Here is a 24,946-nt window from a genome sequence, read left to right as displayed (position 1 = left end):
ATTTTTTTATTTCCACTCTTATGGAGTATTTAGAATTTTCAAAAAGAATAGTGAAGTGGCGTGAAATAAGGACTCAATCTATAAAAGAGATGAAGTTTCCATTTAAAAACTATAGAAAGGGGCAAAGAGAACTTGCAGTATCTGTGTATAATGCAATTGATGATTCTCAAAAACTTTTTGTAGAAGCCCCAACAGGAATTGGCAAATCCATGTCCACAATTTTTCCTACAATAAAAGCTATAGGAGAGGATAAACTAGATAAAGCATTTTATTTAGTGGCTCGCTCCACTGGGAAAAATGCTGCACGTGATGCACTAGACAAACTTCAAAATAGGAAATTGCGTTTAAAAACAGCTATAGTAACTGCAAAAGAAAAAATTTGTTTAAATGATGAGGTCAAATGTAATCCCAAAGACTGTCCTTTTGCCAAAGGGCATTTTGACAGAGTAAATGATGCAATAATAGATATCTTTGATTCTTGCGACAAATTCGATAGAGAAAATATTGAAAAGTATGCAAGGCTACACTTAGTTTGTCCTTTTGAATTTCAGCTAGATTTATTAGATTTTGCAGATTTTATAGCTTGTGATTACAATTATATATTTGATCCTACTGTATATTTGAAGAGATTTCTTGAAAATTCACTTCTAAAATTTGCACTTCTTATAGATGAGGCACATAATTTATTGGATAGAGGACGAGATATGTATTCTGCTGATTTTTCAATAAATGACTTATATACAATAGAAGAAATTGTACCTAAAGAAAGAAAAAATGTGCATAAACATATAAGAATAGCAATATCTGAATTTAGAAAACTAAATGAAAAGACCCATTATAGTTATACTGCTTTTGAGAAATTAAATTATCAAATGGAAAAAATTATTTTTTCAATGAATAGTTTTCTAACTGAAGATAAAGAACTAGATAGATATGATGAAGCATTGGAAGTGTACTTTAAATTTTTCAAATATATAAAAATATATGAATATTATAATGAGGATTTCGTATCTATTAGAGAAGAAGATAAAGTAAAAATAATGTGTCTTGATATATCCAAAGTTTTTAAAAGCATTTTAAAAGTGCCAATATCATCTATTTTCTTTTCTGCAACACTTACTCCAATTAAATATTATGGAAATTTACTTGGTGGAGATGAAACTTCTTACTATTATAAAATAGAATCTCCTTTTGATTCTTCCAACTTACTAGTTTTAAGAAATAATACAATATCGACAGTATATAAAGATAGAAATGATTCTGTGGGAAGTATTGTTAATAATTTAGTTGAATTTTCAAGAGGTGGTGGAAATTATATTTTTTTCTTTCCCTCTTATGCATATATGCAACAAGTTTATGATGCATATCAAAGATATGATAGGAATGCAATAATTCAAAATAATCAAATGAATGAAAAAGAGCGAGAAGAATTTCTTAATTCATTTACATTTTCATCTGATACTAGAGCATTCGCAGTCATGGGTGGAGTATTTTCAGAGGGTATCGACTTAATTGGAAAAAGACTTGTTGGAGCAGCTATAGTTACTTGTGGAATACCAGGTATTTCCTTTGAACGAAATATTTTAAAAAGTCATTTTGATAAAAAATATAATAAAGGCTATGAATATGCCTATATTTATCCTGGAATGATTAAAGTTGTTCAATCTGCAGGCAGGGTTATAAGAACTGCAGATGATAGAGGAAAAGTTTTGTTAATAGATAAAAGATTTTCAAAAATTCCATATATTTATCTAATGCCAAATAATTGGAACATCAAAAATTATACAAATATTATAGAACTTGAAGAAATTATAAAAGATTTTGAAAAAAACTCCCATTAGAATACGAAAAGTCTTTACAAATTAGAGCTTTTGTGATAATATTATCGAGTAAATTAAGAGGAGTCCCATAGGCGGCTCTTTTTTTTAGCACTAGGAGGTGTTTTTATGGCAGATAGAGTAGTACTTGAATGCACACAATGTAAAAACAGAAATTATGTGACATATAAAAACAAGAAAAATACTACGGAAAGATTGGAACTAAAGAAGTATTGTAAATTCTGCAAAGAACATACAGCTCACAAAGAGACAAAATAAGGAGGATTTATGGCTACTAAAGGTGTAAATAAAGCTGACGACAAAAAAGGCGGCTTTTCAAGATACTTTAGAGGTGTGAAATCTGAATTCAAAAAGGTTGTATGGCCTTCATTTCAAACTGTAGTTAGATATTCTATAATAGTTATCGTTGCAGTAATTCTTTCAGCATTATTGTTATCGTTGTACGACAAAATTATTATGTTCCTATTTAAAGCTATTTATTGAGGAGTGTTATAATTGGAAGGACAAGAACTAAATACCAACGAAGCTAGTAAATGGTATGTAATACACACTTATTCAGGTTATGAGAAAAAAGTAAAAGATAATATGGAAGCCATGGTTGTAAATCGTGGCATGGAAGATCAGATTTTTGATATTAGAATTCCTATGGAGGAGTATGTTGATTCCAAAGATGGGGTTTCTAAAGTAAAAGAGAGAAAGATGTTCCCTTCATATGTATTGGTTAATATGATCATGAACGATGAAACTTGGTACTTAGTTAGGAATACAAGAGGAGTAACGGGTTTTGTTGGTCCTGCATCTAAACCAGTGCCTTTGACTGATGAAGAAGTATTACTCCTTGGAGTTACAGATAACAAAGAATTATTTGGAAACTACGAAGAGGGCGAAACTGTAAAAGTTATTAACGGACCTTTTGAAAATATGGTCGGAGTAATTGAAAGTTTTAACTACGACAAAGCGAAAGTTAAAGTTAGTATCTCAATGTTTGGTAGAGATACTTCTGTTGAATTGGATTTCAATCAAATTATTAAAGAGTAAAAAGAATGTGGGAGGGTAAACCCGCATATACCACAAGGAGGAAAAATAATGGCAAAAAAAGTCATAGCAATCGTTAAATTACAAATTCCTGCCGGAAAGGCAACACCGGCACCACCAGTAGGTACAGCACTTGGACCTCATGGTGTTAATATTATGCAATTTACGAAAGAATTTAACGCAAAGACTCAAGATCAACAAGGAATGATTATTCCAGTTGTATTAACAGTTTATCAAGATCGTTCTTTCACTTTTATTACTAAGACTCCACCAGCAGCTGTTCTAATTAAGAAAGCTCTTAAACTTGACACAGCAAGTGGAGAACCTAACAAGAAAAAAGTAGGTAAATTGACTAAAGCACAAGTTGAAGAAATTGCAAAAATCAAAATGCCTGACTTAAATGCTGCAAGTCTAGAATCTGCTATGTCAATGGTAGCAGGAACTGCACGTAGCATGGGAATAGAAGTAGAAGGATAAGTGGGAGACATAGTCGTAAGGACCACATTAGGAGGTAAATATGCCAAAAAGAGGAAAAAAATATCAAGAAAGCATTAAGCTAGTAGATAGAGAAAATCTATATGATGTAGCTGATGCATTAGATTTAGTTATTAAGACAGCAAAAGCAAATTTTGATGAAACAGTAGAACTTGCAGTTAGACTTAGTGTTGACCCAAGACATGCTGACCAACAAGTTAGAGGTACTGTAGTTCTTCCTAACGGAACAGGTAAAGAAGTAAAAGTTCTTGTTCTTGCAAAAGGAGATAAAATTGCAGAAGCAGAAGCAGCTGGTGCTGATTATGCTGGCGGCGAAGAATTGGTTGAAAAAATTCAAGCTGAAAACTGGTTCGATTTTGATGTAGTTATCGCTACACCAGATATGATGGGAGTAGTTGGTAAAATCGGTAGAATTCTTGGACCTAAAGGGCTTATGCCAAACCCAAAATCTGGAACAGTTACATTTGATGTCGAACAAGCAGTAAAAGAAACTAAAGCCGGAAAAGTTGAATATAGAGTAGATAAAGCTGCTATTATCAATGTTCCAATTGGAAAAGTTTCTTTTGGAGTAGAAAAACTTGAAGAAAACTTTAGAACTATTGCTGGAGAAATTATAAAAGCAAAACCTGCAGCAGCTAAAGGTCGTTATTTAAAATCAGTTACTGTAGCTTCAACTATGGGACCTGGAGTTAAAATTAACGGACAAAAATTAATGGAAAAAAAATAAAAACACCTAGGACAGGATCATAAAATGGTCCTGTCAATTTTTTTAAAGTAAAATTTGAAATAAATTTATAAAAATCTCTTGACAAAATATTTAAGAATATATATAATATCAATGTTAAAAGCCGCAGACAGTAGGTGGCAATTGCCTTAATTTCCTACCGAGGTTGAGAATTCGATTTTATTATGCAATTTTCATCTCACGGCGGCGTGAGATTTTTTTATTTGGGGGTGACAAATTGAAAGAAGAAAAATTACAATCAAAACAAGCCCTAGTTGATGAAATCAAGGAAAATATCCAAGGAGCACAATCAATTGTACTTCTTAACTACAGAGGTCTAAACGTTGAAGAAGTAACTGAGCTTAGAGCTAAGTATAGAGAAGCTAATGTATCATATAAAGTATACAAAAACACTATGATGAGACGTGCCTTTAATGAACTTGGTTATAAAAACCTTGATGAAATTTTTAAAGGACCTAGTGCAATTGCATTTGGTAAGGAAGATCCTGCAAGTGCAGCAAAGATTTCAGCTGAGTTTGCAAAAGAACATGAAGCTCTTGAAATTAAATCAGGTATAGTAGATGGAAAGGTGCTTTCTCTTGAAGAAGTTGACGCACTAGCTAAATTACCATCTAAGGAAGTATTAATAGCTCAAGTACTTGGTGGATTAAATGCTCCAATCCAAGGACTTGCAAATGTATTAAATGGATCAATTAGATCTTTAGCAATTGTTTTACAACAAATTGCAGAAAAACAAGAACAAACAGCATAAAATAATGGAGGAATAAAAATGTCAGAAAAAGTAGAAAAATTAATTGAAGAAATTAAAGAACTTACAGTATTAGAATTATCAGAAGTAGTTAAAGCTCTTGAAGAAGAATTCGGAGTATCAGCAGCAGCTCCTGCAGCAGTAGCAGCAGCACCAGCAGCAGGCGGAGCAGCTCCTGCAGCAGCAGAAGAAAAAACTGAATTCGATGTTATCATCGCAGAAGCTGGACAAGAAAAAGTTAAAGTAATCAAAGCAGTTAAAGACATTACTGGTCTTGGACTTAAAGATGCTAAAGCAGTTGTTGATGGAGCTCCTAAAGCAATTAAAGAAGGAGTTTCTAAAGACGAAGCTGAAGAAATCAAAGCTAAACTTGAAGAAGTTGGAGCAACTGTTGAAGTTAAGTAATTTATTAAAAACTGCCTATATTAGTATAGGTAGTTTTTTTATAATCACATAGTAAACCAAGAAATAAAAAAGGATAACATATGAAAAATAAAAATATTACATTTATTCCAATTTTAGCAGTTGTAATAATGCTCTCTAGCATAATTAAACTTCCAAGTATTTTTCCAGGAGCTGAATTTCAAATGTCTGCACCTATATCTGTACTTATAGCCATGTTATTTGGTGCTAAAATTTATATTACTGCCGGAGTGCTGGCGTCTTTTTTATCTTTCACTCTTTCTATTTCCAATGTTTATGGAATAGTTGTAGCTTTAGTTTTTAGAATTGGGGTTATTGTTTTTATAATGCTAGTCAAAAATAAAAATTTATGTTTAATATTTTCGGGGGCATTTGGATCATTATTATCTAGGATAGTTTTATCTAAAATAGTAGGTGTGAGTTTTATAAGTTTACTCTTGCCAGCTATACCTGGAATGATTATGACGGGAATAATTTCAAAAATTCTATATGATAGATTATACGAAATTTTAAAAAAATACATATCTGTGGAGGGTTTAGTTTGAAATATAGTATAAAGATGAGGTCTTCACAAAAAGTAAATGAAAAAGACATTCATTTAAGTGGTGCAGAGAGAATAGTAGATGAGAAGAGCTTAATGTTTGTTCTTGAAAAGCTCGCCAGTCGTGCATTAAATCATTCTCGAGGGGAGGCTGACTTTATAAATTTAAAAATTAATAAAATTAAAGAAGAAGACATAATTAGAGTTAAAGCCTTAAAAACTAGAACAATAAAAGTAGATAATAAAGAAGAAGGTTATAGAGTAGTAGCTGAATTTTTAAATAAAATTGGAATAAATAATATTCAAAAAGTGCTTAACCTATTATTAAATGCCATTAATATGAGAGGTGCAATAATTCTAAACATATTAAGTTTAGAACGAATGGAAGATGATTGGGAAAAGGGCGTCAGAGTGACTAATATGGATTATGAAAAAGAAGGAGATATAGAGATTAAAAATCACTATAAAGAGGCTTTGTGTCTAGCCACTAAAACTCTAAATGCAAAAGCAATAGTAGGAGAGATATGTATCTCAGATGACCCAGATTATGTTACTGGATATGTAGCTACAAAAAATGAATATATAAGAATTACAAAATTAAAAGATAAAGGCAGTTTTCTAGGAGGTCGTATATTTTTATATGATCCGCGTCTAGATACACTTGAAAATACTATAAGTTATCTTGAAAATCAGTTGGTGGTAGTATATGAATAAATTTGATTTTATAAAAGATAAATTAGAGCATCTTGAACAGAAGAATTTAATAAGAGACGAGAGAGTATTTACTAGCCCGCAGCTTCCTACAAGTGAAATTGATTTTCAGAATATGCTTTTATTTTCATCGAGCAATTATCTTTCTTTATCAGAAAATAAACATATTATAAATGTAGTAATAGAGAAATTAAAAAATTTGGCCATGGGCAGTGGTGGTTCAAGACTAACAACTGGTACACATAAACTTCATATTGAACTAGAAGAGTTGCTATCTAAAATTACAGGTTACGAGAGTAGTTTACTATATTCAAGTGGATTTATGGCAAATCTTGGATTTATAAGTGCCCTTTGTGATCAAGAAACTGTTGTATTTTCAGACGAAAAAAACCATGCTTCAATAATAGATGGAATAAAACTAAGTAAAGCAAAAGTAGAGGTATATAGACATCTAGATTTTTGCGACTTAGAAAACAAATTAAAAAAATATCCTAATTATAAAAAATTAATAATATCAGATGGAGTATTTAGTATGGATGGAGATATTCTACCACTGGATAAATTTTGTAAAATAGCAAAAAAATATGATGCCATAACTTATGTAGATGATGCACATGGTTTTGGAGTTTTAGGAGAAAATGGATTTGGAATTACAGAAATGTGTAAAGCCTTACCTGATGTAGTATTGGTTACATTTTCAAAAGCTATAGGAACAAGCGGTGCAGCTATATTATGTTCAAAGTTATTGAGAAGATATCTTTATAATACAAGTCGTGAATTTATTTTTTCCACCTCAGCCAGTCCTGTAGATATATTGATGACAATTGAAGCTTTAAAATATTTAATAAATAATAAAAATCAAAATGAAAAGTTAAAACAAAATGTCACCTATCTCAAAAAAAGACTATCAGAAAATGGTTATGATATTAGGGGTAACTCGCACATTATCCCCATATTCATAGGTGACGAAGAAAAAGCTGGAGAAATTTTTAAGAAGTTACTAGAAAATGGAATTTTTCTATCAATAATAAGATTTCCAGCAGTACCCAAAAATGAAGCCATACTTAGAATAACGCCCATGGCAGAGCATAGTAGAGAAGATTTAGATTATTTAGTGGAAATGTTAAATAAATATGTTAAAAATAAAAATTTGGGAAATCAGATTAATTTACAAAATAATTAAATTGTATAATAATACAAAATCAATCGTTTCTTTGAAAACGACAACTATTAGATTTTCTTGTTATAAGTAATATAATTGATAAAGTTAAGTATAAAGACTAAAAATAAATATTCATAAAAAACCGCCAGTTTAAGTGCTAGCGGTTTTTTACTATTAAATTATTGATTTTTAATTTTATCTATTAACCCAGGGACAAATTCAAATACATCTGCTACTATTCCGTAATGAGCAGTTTTAAATATTGGTGCTTCTGGGTCGTTATTAATTGCTATTATTAAGACAGAGTCTTTCATTCCATTTATATGTTGAATTGCACCAGAAATTCCAAGTGCTATATATACATCAGGTTTTATTACTGCTCCTGTCACGCCTACTTGAAGTTCTTTTGGACACCATCCTAAATCGGCTACTGGTTTGGTTGCTCCTGCGCTTCCGCCAAGTGCATCTGCTAGTTCTTCTACTAGATGCCAGTTTTCTGGGCCACCTAATCCTCTACCTCCAGCTACTACAACTTTTGAACTTAAAAGTGTTTCTAATATTGGATTTAAATCTGATTTTTCGAAGTCGATTAAATGTGTTAATACATCTTCCTCTGTTAGGTTTGAGTCTTCTTTTATAATTTCGAATTCTTTATTTTCATCTCTATGTTGACACACGAAAGCACCTTTGCCAACTGTGGCAATCATTCTGTCAGATGTTATTCTAATATCTGAATATAATTTACCGTCAAAAGTTGGTCTAATAAATTTAATATCTGTTTTATCTTCTGTAAGGACAATATCTGAACAGTCTGCTACAAGTCCTGTGCCATTTTTAGCACAAAGACGGCCTGCAAAATCTCTTCCGTTTACAGAAGCAGGTAGCATTATTAGAGCGGGGTCGTATTTTTCTATTAAATTCGCTAAAACTTTTGTGAAAGCTAAAGTATTATAATGTTCAAGTAACTTGTCATCAACTTGAATTACTTTATCCGCTCCATATATTCCTGATTCTTTAACTATATTATCGTTGTTGTATCCTATTTCAACAGCTATTAATTCTCTTTCTAATTCTTTAGATAATTCTTTTGCTTTTGACATTATCTCTTTAGTTATTCTTGAAAGAGTGTCGCCATATGATTCTATTATTACCCAAATATTTCCGTTTTTCATTTTATCACCTACACTAAAATATGTTCTTTTTTGAGAAGTTCAATTACAACATCAATATTTTTGTCTAGAGAACCTTCGTCAATCATCTGTCCAGTTTGTGATTTTGGTGGAGCATATACTTCGTTAACAATAGTTTTAGATCCGTTTTGTCCTATTCTATTTGGATCTAGGTTTAAAGATTGTGCAGTAAAATGATTGATTTCTTGTGTTTTAGCAATTTTTGTTCTTCCAAGTGCAAATTTTGAAGGTTTACCCACTGAATCTTTTAGACAAGTTGCTACAAAAGGTGTATCTAATTTTAGTGTTTCAGTTCCGCCTTTTGTTTCTCTCTTAACTTCGTAGTGTCCGTCTAGATAGTCTATTTTACTTATATAAGTTACTTGGTTCATGTTCAGTGATTCTGCTAGTTGAGGACCTACTTGACCAGTATCTCCGTCCATTGTTTGGTCTCCGGTGAATATGATATCGAAATCTCCTATAGCTTTGGCTGCTTCAGATAAAGCATAAGAAGTTGCTAGAGTGTCTGAACCTTTAAATTCTATTCCTTCTAATAAATATACTTCATCTGCTCCCATAGCAATGCAGTCACGTAGATATTTTTCTGCACTAGGTGGTCCCATAGTTAAAGCAGAAATTTTAACTTCTTCATTTACTTGTTCTTTTAAATTTAATGCAAACTTCAGTCCGCATAAATCAGATGGGTTTATTATTGTTTTAATTCCGTCTCTGATTAAGTTATTAGTTTCTGGATCTATTCTAGCGTCTGTTACGTCTGGAACAGTCTTAATACAAACTAAAATATTCATTATTTCCTCCTCATAAAATAGTCAAATTTTTCACATATATAGTATACCTCAAAATGACGAGTTCTTGTAGTTAAATAATATTGTTTTACTTAATCGGATTAAATTCTACATATGATAATAGATAAATTTCAAAAATATTGAGAAAAAAATTAAAATTTACAAAAAATATATTGATTTATTTTTAAAAGTATATATACTTATATAGTCCTAAGAATAAATAGATATAGTTTAATTGATAAAATGTATAGAAACTTAACTTTTTATGTGATATCATCACTACTTGGAGACAAATTACTTAATATTATTTCTTAAATATTGTCTCGAATGTTATTTTGTAAATCGAATTGAAAAGAATTTGTAAAATTATTAAAAAAAATTCTTAAATTCCTTTACAAATAGCCTTTTATACTATATAATGTTTAGGCGTTTAAAAAAGAATGTTGCGATGAAGTCATAAGTTGCTTGCAATTTTAGTGAAAAAAGGAATTGCGAGGTAATTATGACGGAGAAGTCCAAGCGGGACTTGGGCGAGGGTTATTTTTTCAAAAGCGTACTTTTTAAAACACAAGGGTGCGTGTATCGATAACCCCTTTCGCAAGTAAGGCTTTAGCGAATAGGAGGTAAAATATGTCTAATAAAGGCAAACAAAAAATTAGAATTAAACTTAAAGCTTATGATCACGAATTACTTGATACTTCAGCAGTGAGAATTGTAGAGGCTGCTAAGAAATCTGGAGCAGAAGTTTCTGGACCGATTCCTCTACCAACTCAAAAAGAAATTATTACTATTTTGAGAGCTGTACACAAGTACAAGGATTCTAGAGAACAATTTGAGCAAAGAACTCACAAGCGTTTAATTGATATCTTAAATCCATCACAAAAAACTGTTGATTCTTTGATGAAGTTAAATTTACCTGCGGGTGTAGATATAGAAATTAAACTTTAAAACTTTGCTTTATATGACTTATTTATAAGTCCGCTATAATTATTAGGAGGTGCAACGTGAAATATTTAGTAGGTAAGAAAATTGGGATGACCCAAATTTTTGATGAAGAAGGTACTGTTACTCCTGTCTCAGTTATTGAAGTAGAACCAAATGTTGTTGTGCAAAAGAAAACTATTGAAACAGATGGATATAATGCTGTTCAAGTTGCAACAGGAGAAGTTAAGGCAAAAAAACTTAATAAACCTGAAAAGGGACATTTTGAAAAAGCTGGTGTTGATTTCAAGAGACATGTATCAGAATTTAGAACTGATGATGTTGATTCATACAACATTGGAGATGAAATAAAAGTAGACATTTTTGAAGTTGCAGAACATGTTGATGTTACTGGTACTTCAAAAGGTAAGGGAACTCAAGGTGTTATCAAACGTCACAATTTTGGACGTGGTAGAGAAACTCACGGTTCTAAATTCCATAGAATGCCAGGTGGTATGGGAGCTGCTTCTTATCCAGGAAGAGTTTGGAAAAACCACAGAATGGCTGGAAAAATGGGAAATGAAAGAGTAACTGTTCAAAACCTTGAAATAGTTAGAATAGATACAGATAAAAACTTGATTTTAGTAAAAGGTGCAATTCCAGGAAATAAAAAAAGTACTGTAAAAATTAAAAGCACTGTAAAAATGACTAAATAAGATTAGGAGGTAAAGAGATGCCTAAGATTCAAATGATTGACATTAAGGGAAATCCTGTTGAAGAAGTCGAACTAAATGAAGGGATCTTTGATGTTGAAATTAATCAACATGCCGTTTATTTAGTTGTTAAAAATATACTAGCAAATAATAGACAGGGAACTCACGCAGCTAAGACTCGTGCGGAAGTGCGTGGAGGCGGTAGAAAACCTTGGAGACAAAAGGGTACTGGCCGTGCAAGACAAGGTTCCATCAGATCACCTCAATGGAGAGGTGGAGGAGTTGTTTTCGCTAAGAAACCAAGAGATTATTCTTATTCAACTCCAAAAAAAGTTAGAAGACTTGCTTTAAAATCAGTTTTAACTAGCAAATTAGCTGATGGCGAAATGATTCTTGTTGATAAATATAAAATGGAAGATGCAAAAACAAAGACATTTGCAAATATCCTTAAAAATATAAAAGCTGATTCCAAAGCTCTAGTTGTTGTAAATGACGAAGATTCTAACATTTATAGATGTGCTAAAAACATCAAAGGTGTAAAAGTATTAAGAGCAACTGATATAAATGTGTATGATCTTTTAAAATATAATAGTCTAGTAATCAGTAAAGATGCACTTAATACAGTTGAGGAGGTGTTTAACTGATGAATAAATTTGACATTATCAAAAGACCGATTGTCACTGAACAAAGTATGGATGAAATGGAATTTAACAAATATACTTTTGAAGTGGATAAAAATGCAACTAAACCGGAAATTAAAGAAGCAATCGAAGAAGTTTTCGGAGTAAAAGTTGAAAAAGTTAACACTATGAATGTACGTGGAAAAATGAAAAGACAAGGAGTTCATCAAGGAAGACGCCCTGCATGGAAGAAAGCTGTAGTAAAGCTTACTGATGACTCTGAACCGATAGAATTTTTTGATTCTATTTAATCGTAGGAGGTAGAAAAATGGCTATAAAAGGATTTAAAGCGACAACTCCTGCCCGTAGAGAGATGACTGTAGCTTCTTTCGAAGAGCTTACAAAAAAATCACCTGAAAGATCTCTATTAGCTAGCAAAAAAAGCAATGCTGGTAGAAATTCTTCTGGTAGAATTACTTCAAGACATAGAGGCGGCGGAGTTAAGAGAAAATACAGAATTATAGATTTAAAAAGAAATAAAGATAATATTCCTGCAAAAGTAGCTGCAATTGAATATGATCCATATAGAACAGCTTATATTGCTCTTTTAAACTATGCAGATGGTGAAAAAAGATACATCATTCAACCAAATGGTTTAAAAGTTGGAGATATTGTTGAATCTGGATTAGATGTTGATATTAAAGTAGGTAATACTCTAAGACTTGCAGATATACCTGTAGGTACAACTATTCACAATATTGAAATGACTCCAGGACATGGTGGACAAATTGCTAGAGCAGCAGGTTCATCTGCACAATTAATGGCTAAAGAAGGTAAATATGCTCAACTTAGAATGCCATCTGGAGAATATAGATTAATTAGACTTGAATGTAGAGCAACAATTGGACAAGTTGGAAACATTTCACACGAACTTATCACACTTGGTAAGGCTGGTAAAAAGAGATATCTTGGATTTAGACCTCATGTTAGAGGATCTGCAATGAACCCAGTTGATCACCCACACGGTGGTGGGGAAGGTAGAACACCAGTTGGTAGACCTTCACCAATGACTCCATGGGGCAAAAAAGCTCTTGGATTAAAAACTAGAAAGAGATCTAAGAAATCAAACATGTATATCGTTAGAAGAAGAAAGACTAAGTAATCGGAGGGTATAATGAGTAGATCAATAAAAAAAGGACCATTTGCTGATGAACACCTTCTAAAGAAGGTTGACGAATTAAATGAAAAAAATGAAAAGAAAGTTATAAAGACTTGGTCACGTCGCTCAACAATTTTCCCTGAGTTTGTTACACACACTATCGCAGTTCATGACGGTAGAAAACATGTGCCAGTATATATTACTGAGGACATGGTAGGACATAAATTAGGTGAATTTGTTCCAACAAGAACATTCAGAGGTCACTCTGAAAGAAGCGAGAAGACTACAACTTTAAAATAAGAGGAGGGTATTAAATGCAAGCACAAGCAATAGCTAAATATGTTAGAATTTCACCCCTAAAGGTGAACTATATCTGCGCTGAAATTCGTGGAAAAAGCGTTAATGAAGCCCTCTCAATTTTAAAATTTACTAATAAGAGAGGAGCTCACGAGCTCTATAAAGTATTACATTCAGCTGTAGCTAACGCTGAAAACAATCTTAATTTAGACAGAGACGATCTTTATGTAAAACAAGCATACGCTAATGACGGACCAACTATGAAGAGATTCCATCCTAAGGCGAAAGGAATGGCTTATCCAATCCTTAAGAGATCAAGTCACATTGGCGTTGTAGTAGCAGAAAGAGAGTAAGGAGGTAAAATATGGGTCAAAAAGTAAACCCACATGGACTTCGTGTTGGTGTTATTAAAGATTGGGATTCAAAATGGTACGCAGATAAGAAAAATTTTGCCGATCTTTTATTAGAAGATAATAAAATTAGAGAATATATAAAAGAAAAACTTTATGCAGCAGGAATTTCAAAAATCGAAATTGAAAGAGCTGCAAACAGAGTTAAGATTTCAATATACACTGCAAAACCAGGAATGGTAATTGGACGTGGTGGAGCAGGAGTTGAAGAACTTAGAAAAGAAGTTGAAAAACTTACAGGTAAATCTGTTGTATTAAATGTTGAAGAAGTTAAAAATCAAGATTTAGATGCACAACTTGTTGCTGAAAACATTGCAGACTCACTTGAAAGAAGAGTTTCTTTTAGACGTGCAATGAAACAATCCATCCAAAGAACAATGCGTCAAGGAGCTCTTGGTATTAAAACTTCTGTTTCAGGACGTCTTGGCGGAGCTGATATGGCAAGAACAGAAGGTTATTCAGAAGGAACTATTCCTCTTCAAACATTAAGAGCAGACATTGATTATGGTTTTGCTGAAGCTGATACAACATATGGTAAACTTGGTGTTAAAGTTTGGCTTTATAAAGGTGAAGTTCTTCCAGAACTTAAAGAAGATAATAGAAGAAAACCTAGAGATAATAGAAATCGTAGAAGACGCGATAACAAAAGAAATAAAAGAGATAACAACAAGTAATAAAGAAGGGAGGAATAGTCATGTTGATGCCTAAGAGAGTAAAATATCGTAGAGTTCACAGAGGCAGAATGAAAGGTAAAGCTATGCGTGGTAATGATCTTTCATACGGTGAATTCGGAATTAAAGCCCTTGAACCTGCATGGATTACTTCAAACCAAATAGAAGCGGCACGTCGTGCTATGACAAGATATATTCGTAGAGGTGGAAATATCTGGATTAAAATTTTCCCGGATAAACCTGTTACTGAAAAACCAGCTGAAACTCGTATGGGTTCAGGTAAGGGAGCTCCAGAATACTGGGTAGCTGTAGTTAAACCAGGTAGAGTTTTGTTTGAAATGGGTGGAGTTTCTGAAGAAACTGCTAGAGAAGCAATGAGACTTGCATCTATGAAATTACCTATCAGAACTAAATTCGTGATGAAAGATAAGGATGGTGACTCAAATGAAGGCTAAAGAAATTCGTAATATGTCTAAAGAAGATCTAAATAAACAAGTTACTGAACTTAAGAATGAACTTTTTAATTTAAGATTTAGATTGGCGACAGGCCAACTTGATAATCCATCAAGCATTAAGAATGTTAAAAGAGATATAGCAAGAGTAAAAACTATCATTAGAGAACGTGAACTTGAAGTTGGAAAGGAGGCTTAATCTCATGGAAAGAAATTCTAGAAAAACTTTAACTGGCGTTGTAGTCAGCGATAAAATGGATAAGACAATTGTAGTAGCAATAGAGACTTTTAAAACTCACCCAATCTACAAGAAGAGATTTAAGAAGACTACTAAATTCAAGGCACATGATGAAAAGAACGAATGTGGTATTGGTGATCGTGTAAAGGTAATGGAAACTAGACCACTAAGCAAAGATAAAAGATGGAGACTTGTAGAAATTATTGAAAAAGCTCAATAATTTTCGCTTGAAAGGAGATACACAATGATTCAACAAGAAACTAGACTGCGTGTTGCTGACAATTCAGGTGCAAGAGAACTATCTGTAATTAAGGTACTTGGTGGAACTAATAGAAAGACAGCTAGTATCGGAGATATTGTAGTTTGTTCTGTAAAGCATGCAACACCAGGTGGCGTTGTCAAAAAAGGTTCAGTTGTAAAAGCTGTAATTGTTAGAACAAATAAAGGCATAAGCCGTAAAGACGGATCATATATCAGCTTTGATGACAACGCAGCAGTTGTTATTAAAGATGACAGAAGTCCAGTAGGAACTCGTATTTTTGGACCTGTAACGAGAGAACTTAGAAGTGGTAACTTCATGAAGATAATCTCTCTAGCACCAGAAGTACTATAATTTGGAGGTGTAGAATGAAGATTAAAGCAGGCGACATCGTAAAAGTTATAGCTGGTAAAGACAGAGGAAAGACTGGTAAAGTTCTTAGAACTATACCTAAAGATAATAAAGTCGTAGTAGAAAATATAAATGTTGTTACTAAACATAATAAACCACAAGGACCACAAAATCCTGGCGGAATAAATAAAGTTGAAGCTCCTATTGATGCATCAAATGTAATGTATTTTGATAAAGCGTCTGGAAAAGCTTCAAGAATCGGATATAAATTCGAAGACGGAAAAAAAGTTAGATTTGTTAAATCTACTGGAAACACTATTAAGTAGGGGGTAAAATAATGACTTCAAGATTACAAGAAAAATATAAAACAGAAGTTGTAGGCCACCTAATGGAACATTTCAACTATAAAAATGTTATGGAAGTACCGAAACTTGAAAAAATTACTATCAATATCGGTTTAGGAGAAGCTAAAGATAATCCTAAAGCTTTAGAATCAGCAGTTAATGAACTTACAAAAATTGCAGGACAAAAAGCTATTGTAACTCACGCTAAAAAATCTATTGCGAACTTTAAACTTCGTGAAGGTCAAACTGTTGGTGTAAAAGTTACACTTAGGGGAAGAAGAATGTATGACTTCTTAGATAAATTAATGAATGTAGCTCTACCAAGAGTAAGAGACTTTAGAGGAATTAAACCAACTGCATTTGATGGCAGAGGAAACTATGCTCTAGGTCTTAAAGAACAACTTATATTCCCAGAAATTGAATATGATGAAGTTGAAACTGTTAGAGGTATGGATATTAATATAGTAACTTCTGCAAAAACTGATGAAGAAGCTAAAGTGTTCCTTGAAAAAATGGGAATGCCATTTGCGAAAGCATAAGGAGGTACAAAGTGGCTAAAAAATCAATGATTGCAAAACAAAAGAGAAAACAAAAATATTCATCTCGTGAATATACTAGATGTAAAATTTGTGGAAGACCACATTCTGTTTTGAAAAAATATGGTATTTGTAGAATCTGTTTTAGAGAACTTGCTTATAAAGGCCAAATTCCTGGCGTAAGAAAAGCTAGTTGGTAATAGACCTTAGATGAAAGGAGGCAAACTGATATGATGACAGACCCTATAGCAGATATGCTGGCAAGGATCAGAAATGCAAACAATGCAAGACACAAATCTGTTGACATTCCTGCTTCAAATATTAAAAAAGAAATCGCAAGAATTCTTCTTGAAGAAGGATATATTAAAAACCTAGATGTAATTGAAGATAACAAGCAAGGAATGCTTAAGATTGAATTAAAATATGCTGATAGCGGACAAAGAGTTATTACTGGTGTAAAGAGAATTTCTAAACCAGGACTTAGAGTTTATGTTAAGTGCGATGATGTTCCTAAAGTACTTGGTGGACTTGGAACTGCTATTATTTCAACATCTAAGGGAATTATAACAGACAAAGAGGCTAGAAAAGAAGGAGTAGGCGGAGAAGTAATCTGCTACATTTGGTAATTTGGAGGTGAAACATGTCAAGAATTGGTAAAAAACCTATTGAAATCCCAAGTGGAGTTGATGTTAAAGTTGAAGGTAATAACATCACAGTTAAGGGACCAAAAGGTGAACTTAATAAGTCTTTGAACAAAGACATGAAAATTGAAATTAATGACGGAGTTCTCACAATAGAAAGACCAAATGACTCTAAAGAAATTAAAGCCATCCATGGTCTAACAAGAACTCTTATATATAATATGATTATTGGTGTAACTGAAGGATATTCAAAACAACTTGAAATTATCGGTACAGGTTATAGAGCGGCAAAGAAAGGTAAAGTTCTTTCTTTAAATCTTGGATTTTCACATCCACTTGACCTAGAAGACCCTGAAGGAATTGAAGTTGAAGTACCTTCTGCTAACTCAATAATTATTAAAGGTATAGATAAACAATTAGTAGGATCTTATGCTGCAAAGATTAGAAGTTATAGAGAACCTGAACCATATAAAGGTAAAGGTGTTAAATATATAGATGAGCACGTAAGACGTAAAGTAGGAAAAACAGGTAAGTAAGAAAGGAGAATTTAAGTGTTTAAGAAAATTAATAAAAATGCTAATAGACAAAAAAGACACAGAAGAATCAGAAACCACATCTCCGGTACAGCTACTATGCCTAGACTTTCTGTATATAGATCAGCGTCACATATTTATGCTCAAATAATTAATGACGATGAGGGACGTACATTGGCTAGTGCGTCTACACTTGATAAATCATTAAACCTTGAAACAACAGGTAATATTGATGCAGCTAAAGCTGTTGGAGAGTTAATTGCTAAAAAAGCTAAAGATGCAGGCATTGAAGAAGTAGTATTTGACAGAGGTGGCTATGTATACCATGGTAAAGTCAAAGCTCTTGCTGAAGCTGCACGAGAAGCTGGACTAAAATTCTAAGAAGGAGGAAGTTATGGAGCGTTCATTAATAAATGCGGCAGAACTTGATCTTGAAGAGAGAGTAGTATCAATCAACAGAGTTGCCAAAACTGTTAAGGGTGGTAGAAACGTAAGATTCTCAGCTCTAGTAGTTGTTGGAGATAAAAATGGACATGTTGGTGTTGGTACTGGAAAAGCTCTTGAAGTTCCTGAAGCAATCAGAAAAGCTACACAAGATGCTAGAAAACACATTATAGAAGTAAATCTACAAAACACTTCAATTCCTCATCAAGTAACTGGAATTTTTGGTGCAGGTAGAGTATTCTTAAAGCCAGCTAGAGAAGGTACTGGTGTTATTGCCGGTGGAGCTGTGCGTGCGGTGTGTGAACTTGCAGGTATTTCTGATATTCGTACTAAAAATATTGGTACAAATAATCCTAGAAACACTGTAAATGCAACAATTGACGGATTAAAGAAGCTTGTTACAGCTCAATCAGTTGCAAAGCTTAGAAATAAATCTGTTGATGAAATTTTAGGATAAGGGGGAACTTTAATGAGTACAATAAAGATCAAACTAATAAAGAGCCCTATTGGTAAAATACCAAAACACAGAAAAACAATTACGGCTCTTGGTCTTAAAAAAATTGGCCAAGTCGTTGAAAAGAATGACACACCTCAAATAAGAGGTATGATTAAAGCTGTTGAATACATGCTTGAAGTTGAAGAATAAGGAGGTGTACCAATGAAACTACATGACTTAAGACCAAATGAAGGTGGCGGCGTTAAAGCCAGAAAGAGAGTAGGTCGTGGAATAGGTTCCGGTACTGGTAAAACTTCCGGAAAAGGTCACAAAGGACAAAATGCTAGAAGTGGCGGAGGAGTTAGACCAGGTTTCGAAGGTGGACAAATGCCATTATTTAGACGTCTTCCTAAGAGAGGTTTCACTAATGTTTTCAAGAAACAATATGCTGTTATTAATGTTTCTGATTTAAATAATTTCGAAGAAGGAACTGTTATTACACCTGAATTCTTAATCGAAAATAATTATGTGAAAAAAGCAACTGCAAAAGACGGAATTAGAGTCCTTGGAGATGGCGAACTAAATGTATCATTGACTGTTAAAGCTCAGCATTTCTCAAAATCTGCAATAGAAAAAATTGAGGCTTGCGGAGGAAAGGCCGAGGTGATCTAATGTTAGATACCTTTGCAAAAGCTTGGAAAATCGAATCATTACGTAAAAAGATGTTATTTACTCTTTTTATGCTTTTGATTTATAGATTAGGTTCACATATTGCAGTTCCATATATGAATTCACAAGTGATTTCTCAACTTTTTAGTGGAACTAGTGGATCAATATTTTCATTCCTAGACCTTATGGCAGGAGGTAACTTTAGAAGATTTACTATTTTTGCTGCAAATATATATCCATATATTACGGCATCAATCGTAATTCAACTATTAACTATCGCAATCCCATCTTTAGAAGCACTTGCAAAAGAGGGAGAGACAGGTAGAAAGACAATTGCAAAATATACTAGATATTTGGCAATTGTAATTGCACTTATCCAAGCAATTGGATATACTTTTGGCTTTTTTCAAAAAGCAATTAATGCAACAAGTCCTGTAGAATATGCAACAATTATTTTATCAATAGTTGCAGGTACAGCTATCCTTATCTGGATAGGTGAACAAATAACTGAACATGGAATTGGAAATGGAATTTCAATTCTAATTTTTGCCGGAATTGTATCAAGATTTCCAATTGATATTATGCAATCAATTAGAACTGTTCAAATAGGACAAGCAAGCCCAATATTTTTAGTATTATTTATTATCATTGCGGTAGCAATTGTATTTTTTGTTGTAACATTAACTGAAGGGGAACGCAGAATCCCAGTTCAATATGCGAAGAGAGTTGTAGGAAGAAAAATGTATGGCGGTCAAGCTACACATATACCTATTAAAGTTCTTATGACTGGTGTTATGCCAATTATCTTTGCCAACTCACTTACAGCAATACCTGCTACAATAGCAATTTTCACAGGAGAAAATACAAGAAATTGGATAACAAAATGGTTGACACCAAATGGTGGACCAGGCGTTGTTATTTATACAATTATGACAGTGCTTTTAATTGTATTCTTTACATTCTTCTATACAACTATTCAATTTAATACTGTAGAATATTCTAAAAACTTACAACAAAATGGTGGTTTTATACCGGGAATTAGACCTGGTAAACCGACAAGTGATTATCTTGGAAGAACACTAAATAGATTAGTAATGCCTGGTGCAATTGCTCTTTCAATATTGGCAGTATTGCCTACAATTTTGACAAAGGCTTCAGGATTACAATTCAACTATGGTGGTACATCTATTATAATTGTAGTTGGAGTTGTACTTGAAATTCACAGAGTATTAGAACAACAATTGTTGATGAGAAATTATAAAGGTTTCTTAAAAAGGAAATAGGAGGCATTTATGAAATTAGTTATATTAGGACCTCCAGGGGCCGGAAAAGGAACACAAGCTGATTATATTATCAAAAAATATGATATTCCTCATATATCTACTGGAGATATTTTCAGAGAAAATATTAAGAATAATACGGAACTTGGAAAAAAAGCAAAATCTTATATGGACAAGGGGTTACTTGTTCCTGATGAACTAGTTATCGACTTAGTAGAAGATAGAATTAAAAAAGATGATGCTAAAGACGGATTTTTACTTGATGGTTTTCCAAGAACAGTGGCACAAGCTGTCAGCTTAGATGCAATTTTAGATGCGGAAGGCGATAAGCTAACTAAAGTTATAAACATCAACGTTGAGCCAGAAATCTTAATAAAAAGAGCTTGCGGCAGACGAATTTGTAAAACTTGTGGTGCAACTTATCATATAGAGTTTAATCCACCTAAGGTTAGTGGTATATGTGATAATGATGGTACTAAACTTATACAAAGAGATGACGATAACGAAGAAACTGTTAAAAAAAGAATTGAAGTTTATTTTGACCAAACTGCTCCGCTAATTGACTATTACAATGCGCAAGGGCTATTAATTGATGTTAATGGTGCGCAAGATATTGATAAAGTTTTTGACGAAATAGTAGCAGGTCTTAAATAATTTTATGGATACAACAATAAACCTTGAAAGAGGACAAATTGTAAGATCCAAAAAGGGCAGAGATGAAGGAAAAGTTTTTGTCATAACAGAAGTTATAGATGAGAACTACCTTTATCTTGTAGATGGAAAGCTTAGAAAGCTAGATCGACCAAAAAAGAAAAAGGTAAAACATGTTTATATCTATAACAGTCAAATAGATTTAGATGTTAAAAATCTAAACGACTCTTATATTAGGAAAAAACTATTACCTTATAGCTAAAGGAGGATCCTTAATAATATGGCTAAAGAAGATGTAATTGAAGTTGAAGGCGTAGTTGTAGATGCACTACCAAATACTAACTTCAAAGTAGAACTTGAAAACGGACATATCATACTCGCTCATATTTCAGGAAAATTGAGAATGAATTATATTAGAATTCTTCCTGGTGATAAGGTGACAGTTGAGCTTTCACCTTATGATCTTACAAGAGGAAGGATTACTTGGAGAAAGAAATAATCCTAGATTAGGAGGCAATAAAATGAAAGTAAGACCATCTGTTAAAAAGATGTGCGAAAAATGCAAAATAATTAAAAGAAACGGAAAAGTAATGGTAATTTGCGAAAATCCGAAACATAAACAAAGACAGGGATAAGGGAGGTAATTATGGCTAGAATTGCTGGTGTAGACTTACCTAGAGAAAAGAGAGTCGAAATTGGCTTGACTTATATATTTGGTGTTGGTAAACCAAGAGCTCGCGAAATTTTGACTAATGCTGATGTTGACTTTAACACTAGAGTAAAAGATTTAACAGAAGCTGAACTTGCTAGAATTAGAGAAGAAATTGATAAATATCATGTAGAAGGGGATTTACGTCGTGACGTTGCAATGAGCATCAAAAGACTTCGTGAAATCAACTGCTATCGTGGAAAGAGACACAAAGCTGGTCTTCCTGTAAGAGGACAAAAAACTAAGACTAATGCTAGGACAAGAAAAGGTCCAAAGAAACTTATCAAGAAGTAAAGGAGGACTATAATTGGCTACAATTAAAAAAAGTACACGTTCTAAAAGACGTGTTCGTAAAAACATTGAAAAGGGAGAAGCTCATATAGTTTCAACATTTAATAACACTATGGTTACTCTTACTGATGTAAATGGTAATGTTATTTCTTGGGCTAGTGCTGGACAACTTGGTTTTAGAGGATCAAGAAAGTCAACTCCATTTGCTGCACAAGAAGCAGCACAAGAAGCTGCTGAAAAAGCAAAAGAACATGGTTTAAAAAGCGTAGACGTTTACGTTAAAGGCCCAGGTTCAGGAAGAGAGGCTGCTATTAGATCTCTTCAAGCTTCAGGACTTGAAGTAACAACTATTAAAGATGTTACTCCAATACCTCACAATGGATGTAGACCGCCAAAACGTAGAAGAGTATAATAACTATTTACCGAGAAGGAGGGTACTCATGATAGAAATTGAAAAACCTAGAATTAGTATTGAAGAAGTAGATGAATCTGGTAAATATGGTAAATTTATAGTTGAACCACTAGAACCGGGATTCGGTATCACTATTGGAAATTCCTTAAGAAGAGTGTTACTTTCCTCTCTACCAGGTACGGCTGTATCATTTATCAACATACGTGGAGTTGAACACGAATTTGATACTATTCCTGGAGTATTGGAAGACGTACCTGAAATAGTTTTAAATATTAAATCTATAGTTTTAAAAATGACAGATGATGAACCTGTTAAACTTATTATAGAAAAAAAAGGTAGTGGAGAACTAAAAGCATCAGATATTGAATTGACACCTAATGTTGAGATAATAAATCCTGAACAACACATTGCAACTTTAAATGATGATGCAGATGTGTTTATTGAAATGACAATTGAAAAAGGTAGAGGATACGAACCTTCTGAACTTAAAAAGGACGAAATAGATGAAATTGGAATTATTCCTATGGACTCTAACTTTACTCCTGTTGAAAAAGTTAACTGGAAGGTCGAAAACACAAGGGTAGGGCAAAGAACTGACTTTGATAGACTTATTCTTGAGGTTACAACAAATGGATCAATGAAAGCTGATGAAGCGACTTCACTTGCTGCTAAGGTTTTAACAGAACATCTTGAACTCTTCATTGGACTTACTGAGCATGTAAGCGACATCAATCTTATGGTTGAAAAAGAAGAGGATGAAAAAGAGAAAGTTCTTGAAATGACTGTTGAAGAACTTGATTTATCAGTAAGATCATTTAACTGTCTGAAGAGAGCTGGAATAAATACTGTTGAAGAACTAATCCAAAAGACTGAAAGTGAAATGATGAAGGTTAGAAATCTTGGAAGTAAATCACTTCAAGAAGTAACTGAAAAACTTGATGAACTTGGACTTAGTTTAAAACCTGAAGAAGAATAAAGGAGGGCACTATGACAAAACAAAGAACGCTTGGCCGCGCATCAAGTCATAGACGTGCAATGCTTAGAAATCTTGTAACTGATCTTCTTAACAATGGTAGAATTACTACTACTCATACAAGAGCTAAAGAAGTTCAAAAAGTTGCTGAGCGCATGATTACACTTGGAAAACGTGGCGATCTTCACGCAAGAAGACAAGCATTATCATATATATACTCAGAAGATGTTGTAACAAAAGTATTTGGCGAATTAGCTGAAAAATATGCCGATAGAAACGGTGGATATACTAGAATAATAAAAGTAGGTCCAAGACGTGGAGACGGCGCTGAACTTTCAATAATAGAATTAGTATAAGGAAATCCATAAGGGGTTTCCTTTTTTTTTATGTATGACGGGCATGTTCTAATGCTGGGGTGAAATTCCTCAAGGAGCGTAGTTGTCGACGAATCCCATAGCAACTTGCAAGTTTCACATGGTGACATGTGGGAGAGAAGAAGCAATAGCAAAATCGTGGCTTGGCTAGCAGGAACAGAATACAAGGCGTAACAGGTGGGCGAGCTAGCATAAGATAGCAAATTCCCAAAAGACAACCGTAAACCCAAGGCGTAGATTCTGCAAGTGAACGATGAAAGTATTAGAACTTATCCCGTGATGTCTCATAGACGATACAGTAGTAACAACGAACCATGAGAAGTCAGCAGAATCCATAGTAGCGAGGAAGTTTCTGTAATGGAAATGGAGCGACGGGAGGAACAATATTTATTGTAATATTTGAAAAGGATGGTCTATGACTTGATGGAATACAAGGAATGACGTATTCAGTCCTCGAGGTTCGGATACAAAAAGAATAAAGTTAAATAGATACATCAGAAATATATAATATGATACAAGAAAATATTGAACCGCCGTATGCCGAACGGCACATACGGGTGGTGTGAGAGGGGCTAACCTATAGCCCCTACTCGATTCTAAAAATACTGAAAATCAATGAAACTTTAATCTTTCGAATAATTACTTCGAGTGTAAGGAAATTTTAAAAAAATTTTCTAAAATCAAAAAACTTGTATTTTTGGAAGGGAATTTTTAAGGGAAAGTTTAATTTTTTATTTATAATCGATAGTTTATCTTCCACTTTATTATTCTATATTATATGTTGATGGGAAATATTTATGCTAAAATCTGTTTAAAACAGGAGTAATTTTAAGTAGCAATTAATGTTGTAATTCATACAAGAAAATTAAAAATATAATAAAAAGTGTTG

Annotated in this window: 43 protein-coding genes and 1 other annotated feature; of the genes, 41 read left to right on the top strand and 2 right to left on the bottom strand. The window is 33.1% G+C overall.

The window, feature by feature from the left end; all coding sequences use genetic code 11:
* The first annotated feature begins 20 nt into the window (after positions 1–20).
* The 11 genes from ABID14_RS02425 to ABID14_RS02375 all read left to right on the top strand — a co-directional run bounded on the left by ABID14_RS02425 (position 21) and on the right by ABID14_RS02375 (position 7,719).
* The gene (locus ABID14_RS02425; RefSeq protein ID WP_354366869.1) at positions 21–1,841 is read left to right on the top strand and encodes an ATP-dependent DNA helicase; all 1,821 of its coding nucleotides are present in this window, start codon (positions 21–23) and stop codon (positions 1,839–1,841) included.
* Between the two features lie 105 nt (positions 1,842–1,946).
* Complete coding sequence (gene rpmG, locus ABID14_RS02420) at positions 1,947–2,096, top strand: 50S ribosomal protein L33 (protein ID WP_354366868.1); 150 nt, start codon at positions 1,947–1,949, stop codon at positions 2,094–2,096.
* A 9-nt stretch (positions 2,097–2,105) separates the two neighbouring features.
* Positions 2,106–2,321 (top strand): preprotein translocase subunit SecE, encoded by a 216-nt coding sequence (gene secE, locus ABID14_RS02415; RefSeq protein ID WP_354366867.1) that lies wholly within the window; start codon positions 2,106–2,108, stop codon positions 2,319–2,321.
* A 12-nt stretch (positions 2,322–2,333) separates the two neighbouring features.
* Positions 2,334–2,876: a transcription termination/antitermination protein NusG gene (gene nusG / locus ABID14_RS02410; RefSeq protein ID WP_354366866.1), complete on the top strand. Its 543-nt coding sequence runs from the start codon at positions 2,334–2,336 to the stop codon at positions 2,874–2,876.
* Positions 2,877–2,924: 48 nt separating this feature from the next.
* Positions 2,925–3,350, top strand: a complete 426-nt coding sequence (rplK, locus tag ABID14_RS02405; protein ID WP_354366865.1) for a 50S ribosomal protein L11 — start codon at positions 2,925–2,927, stop codon at positions 3,348–3,350.
* A gap of 40 nt (positions 3,351–3,390) precedes the next feature.
* Positions 3,391–4,095: a 50S ribosomal protein L1 gene (rplA, locus tag ABID14_RS02400; RefSeq protein WP_354366864.1), complete on the top strand. Its 705-nt coding sequence runs from the start codon at positions 3,391–3,393 to the stop codon at positions 4,093–4,095.
* A gap of 103 nt (positions 4,096–4,198) precedes the next feature.
* Positions 4,199–4,324 (top strand) — a sequence feature (ribosomal protein L10 leader region).
* Positions 4,325–4,330: 6 nt separating this feature from the next.
* A complete protein-coding gene (gene rplJ / locus ABID14_RS02395) occupies positions 4,331–4,864 on the top strand; it encodes a 50S ribosomal protein L10 (protein ID WP_354366863.1) in 534 nt (177 codons plus the stop codon).
* Between the two features lie 18 nt (positions 4,865–4,882).
* Positions 4,883–5,266, top strand: coding sequence for a 50S ribosomal protein L7/L12 (rplL, locus tag ABID14_RS02390; RefSeq protein ID WP_354366862.1), 384 nt, complete (start codon positions 4,883–4,885; stop codon positions 5,264–5,266).
* Between the two features lie 80 nt (positions 5,267–5,346).
* Positions 5,347–5,829, top strand: coding sequence for a hypothetical protein (locus ABID14_RS02385; protein ID WP_354366861.1), 483 nt, complete (start codon positions 5,347–5,349; stop codon positions 5,827–5,829).
* Positions 5,826–6,539, top strand: coding sequence for a 6-carboxyhexanoate--CoA ligase (locus ABID14_RS02380; protein WP_354366860.1), 714 nt, complete (start codon positions 5,826–5,828; stop codon positions 6,537–6,539). The genes ABID14_RS02385 and ABID14_RS02380 overlap by 4 nt, the downstream gene beginning before the upstream one ends.
* Positions 6,532–7,719, top strand: coding sequence for an aminotransferase class I/II-fold pyridoxal phosphate-dependent enzyme (locus tag ABID14_RS02375; protein WP_354366859.1), 1,188 nt, complete (start codon positions 6,532–6,534; stop codon positions 7,717–7,719). Before ABID14_RS02380 ends, ABID14_RS02375 begins: the two co-directional genes overlap by 8 nt.
* Before the next feature lie 158 nt (positions 7,720–7,877).
* Here the strand turns inward: ABID14_RS02375 and ABID14_RS02370 are convergent, their stop codons facing one another.
* Positions 7,878–8,870 (bottom strand): electron transfer flavoprotein subunit alpha/FixB family protein, encoded by a 993-nt coding sequence (locus ABID14_RS02370; RefSeq protein WP_354366858.1) that lies wholly within the window; start codon positions 8,868–8,870, stop codon positions 7,878–7,880.
* Positions 8,871–8,878: 8 nt separating this feature from the next.
* Positions 8,879–9,676, bottom strand: a complete 798-nt coding sequence (locus ABID14_RS02365) for an electron transfer flavoprotein subunit beta/FixA family protein (RefSeq protein WP_354366857.1) — start codon at positions 9,674–9,676, stop codon at positions 8,879–8,881.
* 627 nt (positions 9,677–10,303) lie between these two features.
* Here ABID14_RS02365 and rpsJ point away from each other — a divergent pair.
* The 30 genes from rpsJ to rplQ are packed head-to-tail and all read left to right on the top strand — an operon-like array spanning position 10,304 to position 24,039.
* Positions 10,304–10,621: a 30S ribosomal protein S10 gene (rpsJ, locus tag ABID14_RS02360; protein ID WP_354366856.1), complete on the top strand. Its 318-nt coding sequence runs from the start codon at positions 10,304–10,306 to the stop codon at positions 10,619–10,621.
* A 56-nt stretch (positions 10,622–10,677) separates the two neighbouring features.
* Positions 10,678–11,310, top strand: a complete 633-nt coding sequence (rplC, locus tag ABID14_RS02355; RefSeq protein ID WP_354366855.1) for a 50S ribosomal protein L3 — start codon at positions 10,678–10,680, stop codon at positions 11,308–11,310.
* A 17-nt stretch (positions 11,311–11,327) separates the two neighbouring features.
* On the top strand, positions 11,328–11,951 hold the full coding sequence (gene rplD, locus ABID14_RS02350; RefSeq protein WP_354366854.1) for a 50S ribosomal protein L4: 624 nt from the start codon (positions 11,328–11,330) through the stop codon (positions 11,949–11,951).
* Positions 11,951–12,238: a 50S ribosomal protein L23 gene (gene rplW / locus ABID14_RS02345; RefSeq protein WP_354366853.1), complete on the top strand. Its 288-nt coding sequence runs from the start codon at positions 11,951–11,953 to the stop codon at positions 12,236–12,238. The genes rplD and rplW overlap by 1 nt, the downstream gene beginning before the upstream one ends.
* Before the next feature lie 17 nt (positions 12,239–12,255).
* Complete coding sequence (gene rplB / locus ABID14_RS02340; RefSeq protein WP_354366852.1) at positions 12,256–13,089, top strand: 50S ribosomal protein L2; 834 nt, start codon at positions 12,256–12,258, stop codon at positions 13,087–13,089.
* Between the two features lie 12 nt (positions 13,090–13,101).
* Entirely contained in the window at positions 13,102–13,386 is a 285-nt protein-coding gene (gene rpsS, locus ABID14_RS02335) for a 30S ribosomal protein S19 (RefSeq protein WP_354366851.1), read from the top strand.
* Positions 13,387–13,400: 14 nt separating this feature from the next.
* Positions 13,401–13,736, top strand: coding sequence for a 50S ribosomal protein L22 (rplV, locus tag ABID14_RS02330; RefSeq protein WP_354366850.1), 336 nt, complete (start codon positions 13,401–13,403; stop codon positions 13,734–13,736).
* Positions 13,737–13,747: 11 nt separating this feature from the next.
* Positions 13,748–14,467, top strand: coding sequence for a 30S ribosomal protein S3 (rpsC, locus tag ABID14_RS02325; RefSeq protein ID WP_354366849.1), 720 nt, complete (start codon positions 13,748–13,750; stop codon positions 14,465–14,467).
* Positions 14,468–14,487: 20 nt separating this feature from the next.
* Positions 14,488–14,919 carry a 50S ribosomal protein L16 gene (gene rplP, locus ABID14_RS02320; protein ID WP_354366848.1) on the top strand — a complete coding sequence of 144 codons (432 nt, stop codon included), beginning with the start codon at positions 14,488–14,490 and terminating at the stop codon, positions 14,917–14,919.
* Positions 14,909–15,115 (top strand): 50S ribosomal protein L29, encoded by a 207-nt coding sequence (gene rpmC, locus ABID14_RS02315; protein ID WP_354366847.1) that lies wholly within the window; start codon positions 14,909–14,911, stop codon positions 15,113–15,115. Before rplP ends, rpmC begins: the two co-directional genes overlap by 11 nt.
* Before the next feature lie 4 nt (positions 15,116–15,119).
* A complete protein-coding gene (rpsQ, locus tag ABID14_RS02310; protein ID WP_354366846.1) occupies positions 15,120–15,374 on the top strand; it encodes a 30S ribosomal protein S17 in 255 nt (84 codons plus the stop codon).
* A gap of 24 nt (positions 15,375–15,398) precedes the next feature.
* On the top strand, positions 15,399–15,767 hold the full coding sequence (rplN, locus tag ABID14_RS02305) for a 50S ribosomal protein L14 (protein ID WP_354366845.1): 369 nt from the start codon (positions 15,399–15,401) through the stop codon (positions 15,765–15,767).
* 14 nt (positions 15,768–15,781) lie between these two features.
* Positions 15,782–16,090, top strand: coding sequence for a 50S ribosomal protein L24 (gene rplX, locus ABID14_RS02300; protein ID WP_354366844.1), 309 nt, complete (start codon positions 15,782–15,784; stop codon positions 16,088–16,090).
* Positions 16,091–16,101: 11 nt separating this feature from the next.
* Positions 16,102–16,647, top strand: a complete 546-nt coding sequence (gene rplE / locus ABID14_RS02295; RefSeq protein ID WP_354366843.1) for a 50S ribosomal protein L5 — start codon at positions 16,102–16,104, stop codon at positions 16,645–16,647.
* 11 nt (positions 16,648–16,658) lie between these two features.
* The gene (locus ABID14_RS02290) at positions 16,659–16,844 is read left to right on the top strand and encodes a type Z 30S ribosomal protein S14 (RefSeq protein ID WP_354366842.1); all 186 of its coding nucleotides are present in this window, start codon (positions 16,659–16,661) and stop codon (positions 16,842–16,844) included.
* A gap of 30 nt (positions 16,845–16,874) precedes the next feature.
* The gene (gene rpsH / locus ABID14_RS02285; protein WP_354366841.1) at positions 16,875–17,270 is read left to right on the top strand and encodes a 30S ribosomal protein S8; all 396 of its coding nucleotides are present in this window, start codon (positions 16,875–16,877) and stop codon (positions 17,268–17,270) included.
* 14 nt (positions 17,271–17,284) lie between these two features.
* Complete coding sequence (gene rplF, locus ABID14_RS02280) at positions 17,285–17,821, top strand: 50S ribosomal protein L6 (RefSeq protein WP_354366840.1); 537 nt, start codon at positions 17,285–17,287, stop codon at positions 17,819–17,821.
* A gap of 15 nt (positions 17,822–17,836) precedes the next feature.
* Complete coding sequence (gene rplR / locus ABID14_RS02275) at positions 17,837–18,199, top strand: 50S ribosomal protein L18 (RefSeq protein ID WP_354366839.1); 363 nt, start codon at positions 17,837–17,839, stop codon at positions 18,197–18,199.
* 13 nt (positions 18,200–18,212) lie between these two features.
* Positions 18,213–18,719 (top strand): 30S ribosomal protein S5, encoded by a 507-nt coding sequence (gene rpsE / locus ABID14_RS02270; RefSeq protein ID WP_354366838.1) that lies wholly within the window; start codon positions 18,213–18,215, stop codon positions 18,717–18,719.
* A gap of 12 nt (positions 18,720–18,731) precedes the next feature.
* Positions 18,732–18,908 carry a 50S ribosomal protein L30 gene (gene rpmD / locus ABID14_RS02265; protein ID WP_354366837.1) on the top strand — a complete coding sequence of 59 codons (177 nt, stop codon included), beginning with the start codon at positions 18,732–18,734 and terminating at the stop codon, positions 18,906–18,908.
* A gap of 12 nt (positions 18,909–18,920) precedes the next feature.
* Positions 18,921–19,370, top strand: a complete 450-nt coding sequence (rplO, locus tag ABID14_RS02260) for a 50S ribosomal protein L15 (RefSeq protein WP_354366836.1) — start codon at positions 18,921–18,923, stop codon at positions 19,368–19,370.
* A complete protein-coding gene (gene secY, locus ABID14_RS02255) occupies positions 19,370–20,650 on the top strand; it encodes a preprotein translocase subunit SecY (protein ID WP_354366835.1) in 1,281 nt (426 codons plus the stop codon). The genes rplO and secY overlap by 1 nt, the downstream gene beginning before the upstream one ends.
* A 9-nt stretch (positions 20,651–20,659) precedes the next feature.
* On the top strand, positions 20,660–21,301 hold the full coding sequence (locus tag ABID14_RS02250) for an adenylate kinase (protein ID WP_354366834.1): 642 nt from the start codon (positions 20,660–20,662) through the stop codon (positions 21,299–21,301).
* Between the two features lie 4 nt (positions 21,302–21,305).
* Positions 21,306–21,560, top strand: a complete 255-nt coding sequence (locus tag ABID14_RS02245; protein WP_354366833.1) for a KOW domain-containing RNA-binding protein — start codon at positions 21,306–21,308, stop codon at positions 21,558–21,560.
* An 18-nt stretch (positions 21,561–21,578) separates the two neighbouring features.
* Entirely contained in the window at positions 21,579–21,797 is a 219-nt protein-coding gene (gene infA, locus ABID14_RS02240; RefSeq protein ID WP_354366832.1) for a translation initiation factor IF-1, read from the top strand.
* A 22-nt stretch (positions 21,798–21,819) separates the two neighbouring features.
* Positions 21,820–21,933: a 50S ribosomal protein L36 gene (rpmJ, locus tag ABID14_RS02235; protein ID WP_010244353.1), complete on the top strand. Its 114-nt coding sequence runs from the start codon at positions 21,820–21,822 to the stop codon at positions 21,931–21,933.
* A gap of 11 nt (positions 21,934–21,944) precedes the next feature.
* Complete coding sequence (rpsM, locus tag ABID14_RS02230; RefSeq protein WP_354366831.1) at positions 21,945–22,301, top strand: 30S ribosomal protein S13; 357 nt, start codon at positions 21,945–21,947, stop codon at positions 22,299–22,301.
* 13 nt (positions 22,302–22,314) lie between these two features.
* Entirely contained in the window at positions 22,315–22,710 is a 396-nt protein-coding gene (gene rpsK, locus ABID14_RS02225) for a 30S ribosomal protein S11 (RefSeq protein ID WP_354366830.1), read from the top strand.
* Positions 22,711–22,738: 28 nt separating this feature from the next.
* A complete protein-coding gene (locus ABID14_RS02220; RefSeq protein WP_354366829.1) occupies positions 22,739–23,686 on the top strand; it encodes a DNA-directed RNA polymerase subunit alpha in 948 nt (315 codons plus the stop codon).
* A gap of 11 nt (positions 23,687–23,697) precedes the next feature.
* A complete protein-coding gene (rplQ, locus tag ABID14_RS02215; RefSeq protein WP_354366828.1) occupies positions 23,698–24,039 on the top strand; it encodes a 50S ribosomal protein L17 in 342 nt (113 codons plus the stop codon).
* Positions 24,040–24,946: the final 907 nt, after the last annotated feature.

It is taken from the genome of Peptoniphilus olsenii (assembly GCF_040545475.1).
In the GTDB taxonomy this organism is placed as follows: Bacteria; Bacillota; Clostridia; order Tissierellales; family Peptoniphilaceae; genus Peptoniphilus_A; species Peptoniphilus_A olsenii.
Note: the sequence above shows the minus strand (reverse complement) of the source record. Positions and strands in the feature narration are given on the sequence as shown.

Bases quoted from the DNA above. Each gene is read 5' to 3' on its own strand.
- ABID14_RS02425 (WP_354366869.1), top strand. From the start codon at position 21: ATGGAGTATTTAGAATTTTCAAAAAGAATAGTGAAGTGGCGTGAAATA.
- rpmG (WP_354366868.1), top strand. From the start codon at position 1,947: ATGGCAGATAGAGTAGTACTTGAATGCACACAATGTAAAAACAGAAAT.
- secE (WP_354366867.1), top strand. From the start codon at position 2,106: ATGGCTACTAAAGGTGTAAATAAAGCTGACGACAAAAAAGGCGGCTTT.
- rplK (WP_354366865.1), top strand. From the start codon at position 2,925: ATGGCAAAAAAAGTCATAGCAATCGTTAAATTACAAATTCCTGCCGGA.
- rplA (WP_354366864.1), top strand. From the start codon at position 3,391: ATGCCAAAAAGAGGAAAAAAATATCAAGAAAGCATTAAGCTAGTAGAT.
- rplL (WP_354366862.1), top strand. From the start codon at position 4,883: ATGTCAGAAAAAGTAGAAAAATTAATTGAAGAAATTAAAGAACTTACA.
- ABID14_RS02385 (WP_354366861.1), top strand. From the start codon at position 5,347: ATGAAAAATAAAAATATTACATTTATTCCAATTTTAGCAGTTGTAATA.
- ABID14_RS02375 (WP_354366859.1), top strand. From the start codon at position 6,532: ATGAATAAATTTGATTTTATAAAAGATAAATTAGAGCATCTTGAACAG.
- ABID14_RS02370 (WP_354366858.1), bottom strand. From the start codon at position 8,870: ATGAAAAACGGAAATATTTGGGTAATAATAGAATCATATGGCGACACT.
- ABID14_RS02365 (WP_354366857.1), bottom strand. From the start codon at position 9,676: ATGAATATTTTAGTTTGTATTAAGACTGTTCCAGACGTAACAGACGCT.
- rpsJ (WP_354366856.1), top strand. From the start codon at position 10,304: ATGTCTAATAAAGGCAAACAAAAAATTAGAATTAAACTTAAAGCTTAT.
- rplD (WP_354366854.1), top strand. From the start codon at position 11,328: ATGCCTAAGATTCAAATGATTGACATTAAGGGAAATCCTGTTGAAGAA.
- rplW (WP_354366853.1), top strand. From the start codon at position 11,951: ATGAATAAATTTGACATTATCAAAAGACCGATTGTCACTGAACAAAGT.
- rplB (WP_354366852.1), top strand. From the start codon at position 12,256: ATGGCTATAAAAGGATTTAAAGCGACAACTCCTGCCCGTAGAGAGATG.
- rpsS (WP_354366851.1), top strand. From the start codon at position 13,102: ATGAGTAGATCAATAAAAAAAGGACCATTTGCTGATGAACACCTTCTA.
- rplV (WP_354366850.1), top strand. From the start codon at position 13,401: ATGCAAGCACAAGCAATAGCTAAATATGTTAGAATTTCACCCCTAAAG.
- rpsC (WP_354366849.1), top strand. From the start codon at position 13,748: ATGGGTCAAAAAGTAAACCCACATGGACTTCGTGTTGGTGTTATTAAA.
- rplP (WP_354366848.1), top strand. From the start codon at position 14,488: ATGTTGATGCCTAAGAGAGTAAAATATCGTAGAGTTCACAGAGGCAGA.
- rpmC (WP_354366847.1), top strand. From the start codon at position 14,909: ATGAAGGCTAAAGAAATTCGTAATATGTCTAAAGAAGATCTAAATAAA.
- rpsQ (WP_354366846.1), top strand. From the start codon at position 15,120: ATGGAAAGAAATTCTAGAAAAACTTTAACTGGCGTTGTAGTCAGCGAT.
- rplN (WP_354366845.1), top strand. From the start codon at position 15,399: ATGATTCAACAAGAAACTAGACTGCGTGTTGCTGACAATTCAGGTGCA.
- rplX (WP_354366844.1), top strand. From the start codon at position 15,782: ATGAAGATTAAAGCAGGCGACATCGTAAAAGTTATAGCTGGTAAAGAC.
- rplE (WP_354366843.1), top strand. From the start codon at position 16,102: ATGACTTCAAGATTACAAGAAAAATATAAAACAGAAGTTGTAGGCCAC.
- rpsH (WP_354366841.1), top strand. From the start codon at position 16,875: ATGATGACAGACCCTATAGCAGATATGCTGGCAAGGATCAGAAATGCA.
- rplF (WP_354366840.1), top strand. From the start codon at position 17,285: ATGTCAAGAATTGGTAAAAAACCTATTGAAATCCCAAGTGGAGTTGAT.
- rpsE (WP_354366838.1), top strand. From the start codon at position 18,213: ATGGAGCGTTCATTAATAAATGCGGCAGAACTTGATCTTGAAGAGAGA.
- rpmD (WP_354366837.1), top strand. From the start codon at position 18,732: ATGAGTACAATAAAGATCAAACTAATAAAGAGCCCTATTGGTAAAATA.
- rplO (WP_354366836.1), top strand. From the start codon at position 18,921: ATGAAACTACATGACTTAAGACCAAATGAAGGTGGCGGCGTTAAAGCC.
- secY (WP_354366835.1), top strand. From the start codon at position 19,370: ATGTTAGATACCTTTGCAAAAGCTTGGAAAATCGAATCATTACGTAAA.
- ABID14_RS02250 (WP_354366834.1), top strand. From the start codon at position 20,660: ATGAAATTAGTTATATTAGGACCTCCAGGGGCCGGAAAAGGAACACAA.
- ABID14_RS02245 (WP_354366833.1), top strand. From the start codon at position 21,306: ATGGATACAACAATAAACCTTGAAAGAGGACAAATTGTAAGATCCAAA.
- infA (WP_354366832.1), top strand. From the start codon at position 21,579: ATGGCTAAAGAAGATGTAATTGAAGTTGAAGGCGTAGTTGTAGATGCA.
- rpmJ (WP_010244353.1), top strand. From the start codon at position 21,820: ATGAAAGTAAGACCATCTGTTAAAAAGATGTGCGAAAAATGCAAAATA.
- rpsM (WP_354366831.1), top strand. From the start codon at position 21,945: ATGGCTAGAATTGCTGGTGTAGACTTACCTAGAGAAAAGAGAGTCGAA.
- ABID14_RS02220 (WP_354366829.1), top strand. From the start codon at position 22,739: ATGATAGAAATTGAAAAACCTAGAATTAGTATTGAAGAAGTAGATGAA.
- rplQ (WP_354366828.1), top strand. From the start codon at position 23,698: ATGACAAAACAAAGAACGCTTGGCCGCGCATCAAGTCATAGACGTGCA.